At 77.1% G+C, this 3653-nt stretch carries 4 protein-coding genes; 3 read left to right on the top strand and 1 reads right to left on the bottom strand.

What is annotated here, in order from left to right:
• The 3 genes from OOT08_RS05520 to OOT08_RS05530 form a co-directional block, all read left to right on the top strand.
• Positions 1-764 (top strand): glutamine amidotransferase (locus OOT08_RS05520; RefSeq protein ID WP_325091579.1); only part of this gene is annotated, 764 nt, incomplete at its 5' end.
• Positions 761-1924: an alanine racemase gene (gene alr / locus OOT08_RS05525; RefSeq protein WP_325091581.1), complete on the top strand. Its 1164-nt coding sequence runs from the start codon at positions 761-763 to the stop codon at positions 1922-1924. The genes OOT08_RS05520 and alr, both read left to right, overlap by 4 nt.
• A gap of 2 nt (positions 1925-1926) precedes the next feature.
• The gene (locus OOT08_RS05530; protein ID WP_325091583.1) at positions 1927-2763 is read left to right on the top strand and encodes a hypothetical protein; all 837 of its coding nucleotides are present in this window, start codon (positions 1927-1929) and stop codon (positions 2761-2763) included.
• Here OOT08_RS05530 and OOT08_RS05535 read toward each other — a convergent pair.
• A partial coding sequence (locus OOT08_RS05535; RefSeq protein ID WP_325091585.1) for a vWA domain-containing protein occupies positions 2746-3653 on the bottom strand: 908 nt, incomplete at its 5' end. The genes OOT08_RS05530 and OOT08_RS05535 overlap by 18 nt on opposite strands.

Consider the following 3653-nt stretch of genomic DNA (forward strand, 5'->3'; position numbering starts at 1 on the left):
AGGCCCGGCGCGCGTCACTGCGCGCGGTGCCGCCCCGAAGGCTCGCCCTCATCGTGCAACACCTCGGCTTCGAGGGGCCCGGGCTCCTCGCACCGCTCCTGGCCGAGCGGGGCTACGAGGTGCGCATCGCGGAGGCGGGTCAGGACGACCTCGATGCGGCCGTGCCCCCGGAGGCCGATCTCCTGGTCGTCCTCGGCGGCCCCCTCGGGGTCACCGACGAGGCCGCCTACCCCTTTCTCGCGCAGGAAAAGCGGGTGATCCGGGCCTGGCTCGACTCGGGGCGGCCCGCCCTGGGCATCTGCCTCGGCGCACAGCTCATCGCCGAGGCGCTCGGCGCGGCGGTGACCCCAACGGGCTTCGCCGAGATTGGCTACGCCCCGCTCTGGTTCACCGCGCCGGGTAAGCGGAGCGTGCTCGCCGGGCTCAGCGATGAACGAGGGGCCGCGCTTCCCGTGCTGCACTGGCACCGCGATCAGTTCGCGGTGCCGAGCGGGGCCACCCTCCTCGCGGGGACCCCCGGGTTCCCGTACCAGGCCTTCGCCGTGGCCGACCGGGTGCTCGCGCTCCAGTTCCACCTGGAGGTCGAGCACGAACGGATCGAGCGGTGGCTGATCGGTCACGCCCACGAGCTCGCCGCCGAGGGCATCGATCCCGCCACGATCCGGGCAGCGGCGGCCGAGCACGGCCCGGCTCTCGCCGCGGCCGCGCGACGGGTCCTCGGCGACTGGCTCGACGCGCTCCCCCGCGCGGCGGCCCGACCGTGACGGTCGACTCCCGGGCCCCGGCCGCCTCCCGGGAGCGGCGGCTCCTGCGGGCGGCCGAGATCTCGCTGCCCGCCCTGCGGCACAACATCCGCACGATCCGCCGGGTGACCGGGTCTCGGGTCATCGTGGTCGTCAAGGCCGGCGCCTACGGTCACGGGGCGGAGATCGTCGCCCCCGCGGTCATCGCTGCCGGGGCGGCGATGGTCGCCGTCGCCAGCCTCGACGAGGCCGTCGCGCTCCGGGAATCCGGCTGCGCCGCCCCGGTCCTCTGCTGGCTGCACGACGAGGAGATCGACGCGGATCTGGCGCTCCGGCACGGCATCGAGCTGGGGCTCAGCAGTGTCGAGCAGCTCGGGAGGCTGACCCACGCCGCGGAGCGGGCGGGGATCACGGCCCGGGCGCAGCTCAAGGTGGACACCGGCCTGAGCCGGAACGGCGCCGCCCCGGAAACCTGGGCGGGCCTCTGCGCCGAGGCGGCCCGCGCCGAGTCTGCCGGGCGGCTGCGCGTGACCGGGGTGTTCAGCCACCTGGCGAACACGGGAGACGCCGAGGACCGGACGCAGGCCGCGCGCTTCGACGCGGCGGTGCGGCTCCTCGCCGGGCACGGGGTGCGCCCGCCCCTCCGGCACCTTGCGGCCTCGGCCGCGGCCTTTTCCGCCCCGGCCCTCCGCTACGACGCGGTCCGGGTCGGACTCGCGGCATACGGTCTGAGCCCGCTCGCCGCGGCGGACGGGGCCGAGCTCGGACTGCGCCCGGTCATGACGCTCGCCGCGCCGGTCGTGTCGCTGCGCCGGGTGCCCGCGGGCACGGGGGTCTCCTACGGCTTCACGCACGTCTGCGAGCGAGAGTCCGTGCTCGCCCTCGTCCCCATCGGCTACGCGGACGGGATGCCGCGCGCCCTGAACGGCTCCGGGGCGACCGTGAGCCTGCTCGGGGAGCGGGTGCCGATCATCGGTCGGATCGGGATGGACCAGTGCATCCTCGATGTGACCGGGCTTGCCGACCGGGTGCGGATCGGCGATCGGGTCGTGCTCTTCGGCGATCCGGCGCGCGGCGAGCCCCCCGTGACGGAGTGGGCGGGGCACCTCGGTACCATCCCGCACGAGATCGTCACGGGGATCGGGCCGCGCGTGGCCCGCCTCGCCGTCGGGGAGGGGTGATCGTGGACCCGTCGGAGCGGATTTCGGACGCCGCCGAGCTGGGTCGGGCGCTCTTTCCCGAGCTGGCCGCCCGGGTTGGCGCTTCGGCCCCGGGCCCCGCGGACGGCGACGCGGCGGAGCACTGGCTGCGCGCGGAGACGGAACGCCTCCGCGCCGGGGCGTGGGGCCCCGGGCTCGCGCGCTTCCGAGACACCTCCGCCGGAGAGCGGCTCCGGGACGCCTTTGCGCGCGCGAGCGAGGTGGCGCTGGCGCTCGGGGTGTTCCTGCCGGAGCCCGAGTCATTCTTCGTCGCGGGCGTGCCGCGCGGCGAGCCCGCGGACGGGGACCTGCCGGTGCCCGCCCCGCACGGCCTCGGCCTGGCGGGGTGGCAGCGCCTCTTTTCCGGCTCCTCGCCGTCGGGGTGGCCCCGCCTCGTGTGCTCCACGGAGGTCGTCCGCTGGTTCGCCGCGCTCGACGCGGTGCCCGCCCCGGACGCCGCGATCCCGCCCCTGCGGGGGCGGCCGGGGCAGCCACGCTGGACCCTGCGCTGGCTGCCCGCGGACCCGGCCCCGCCGGAGGTGGGTCGCCCGTTCCAGGCGGCGCGCCCCGGCGAACACCCCTCCCTCCCGGAACTGCTGATGCTGCAGGCGATGCGCGTGGTGCGTGGCGAACCGCTCCTCGACCCGCACGGCTTTACCTGGCTCGCCGGAGCGCTCCCCGACGCCCGCTTCGCGGCCCGGCACGGCGCGGATCCCGCGCGGGGCGCGATCCGAATCAGCACCCGGGACCGTGGCGATCAGGGGCCGCACATCGGCACGCGCCCGGCTCGCCAGGGCCGCAGCTCAGGCCCGGCTACCTGAGGCTGCGCCCCGGGGCGACGGGTGCGCGTGCTCCGCGAGCAGCCCCGCCAGGGCACCGGGCAGCTGGTCCAGCCGCTCGATGCGGCGCGCCTCGATGCCCAGCTCCGCCAGCCCGGCCCCCGCGCCCACCCCGATGCCGACCACGTCCGCGCCCGCCCGGCGGAGCGCACTCGCCTCGCCGCGCAGCTCCGCGGCGTCCGTGACGCCCCCGTCGCTCACGAGAATCACGATCCGGCGGGGGTCGCCGGGCGCTGCCGGAGTCGGCCGCGAAGCCGCCGTGACCAGGCCGAGCTCGCGGGCGGCCTCCCGGAGCGCCGGGGCACCCAGGGTGCTGCCCCCGGCGCCGCGCACCGCCGCGTGCAGCCCGGCGCGAGCGGCCTCATCCAGGGGTCGAGCGAGCGGCTTCACGGTGACGGGCGCCGCGTCGAAGACGATGAGCGCGGCGCGCAGCTGCGGGGCGAGGGCGGCCCGGGGACGAACCGCGGCCTGGGCGACGTCCCGAGACACGGCCTCGAGCGCCTCGACCATGACCATTGCGGCGTCTCCGCAGAGCTGGGCATTGCGGCCCCGCATCGACGCCGAGCGGTCCAGGACGAGCGCGTAGTCGGTGTGCCCGGGCGCGCGAGCGCTGCGGCTGACCCGCGCGCGAACCCGGAAGGCGTCCGGGCGCGTGCGGCCCGCGCTGACCTCCGTGACGGTGGCGGCAAGCCTCCCCGTGTGCAGGGTCTCGCCCTCCGCGCTCGCCGCGCGCCCGGGCACGAGGCGGTCCTCGGCGGCGTTGCCGAGCACCCGCCGCCAGGCCTCACGGGTGCCCTCGATCTCGGCCCGGTAGCCCCCGAGCCGCCTGCGGTACTCGGCGAGGGCGGCAGCGGCGCTCCCCTCAGAGAGCC

This window comes from Leucobacter sp. M11 (assembly GCF_035726885.1).
GTDB lineage: Bacteria > Actinomycetota > Actinomycetes > Actinomycetales > Microbacteriaceae > JAPFRB01.